The following is an 837-nucleotide window of genomic DNA, read 5'->3' on the forward strand; positions in this document are numbered from 1 at the left end:
CGGTCACGGCGCTGCTCACGAAGCTCGGCGCTTCGTTCTGGTCGGTGACGCTGAGGGTGAAGCTCTCGTCGCGGGTGAGTCCGCCGCCGTCGGTGATGCGTACCGTCACCGCGTAGCTCGACTGCGTCTCGAAGTCGAGCACGCCGTCGGTGAGGATCAGTTCGTCCGAGCCCGCACCGCCGACGCTGAATTTGGCTTGATCGGCGCCGCCGACGATGGTGTAGCTGGTGCTGTCGCCACTGTCCGGGTCGGTGGTGCTCAGGGTGCCGATGCTGGTGCCGCTGGAGGTGTCGGTGTTCTCGGCGATGGTGTTGTTGCTCAGGCTGATGAGCGTGGGCGCTTCGTTCACATTGGTGACCGTCACCGCGATGGCCTGGGTGTCGGTGGTGGTGCCGTCGCTCACCTGCACGGTGACGTCGTAGATGTTGTCACCGCCGACATCGGTGGGGGCTTCGAAGTTGGGCGCGGCGTTGAACGTGAGCACGCCGGTGCTGCCGTCGATGCTGAACCGGGCCGCATCGGCGCCGCCTGCGATGCTGTAGCTCAGCGTGTCGCCCACATCGGCGTCGGTGGCGGTGACGGTGGTCACCGCCGTCTGGTTCTCGGCCGCGTTGAGGTTGGCGCTGGCGCCGCCACCGTCGCTGGTGATGGTCGGGGCGTCGTTGGTGTTGCTCACCGTGAGGGTGAAGTTCTGCGTGGCACTCAGCGATCCGTCGCTCACCTGCAGCGAGACGGCGTGGTTGCCCACTTCGGCGTTGGTCGGCGTGCCGGACAGCGTGGCGGTGCCGTCGCCGTTGTCGGTGAGCGTGAGCCAGGCCGGCAGCGTCGGGGCGGTGA

At 67.6% G+C, this 837-nt stretch carries 1 protein-coding gene; it reads right to left on the reverse strand.

What is annotated here, in order from left to right:
* Positions 1–837: cadherin domain-containing protein (locus I8J34_RS24175; RefSeq protein WP_214364182.1), on the reverse strand; the 837-nt coding region annotated here is incomplete at both ends.

This window comes from Denitromonas iodatirespirans (assembly GCF_018524365.1).
Lineage (GTDB): Bacteria > Pseudomonadota > Gammaproteobacteria > Burkholderiales > Rhodocyclaceae > Nitrogeniibacter > Nitrogeniibacter iodatirespirans.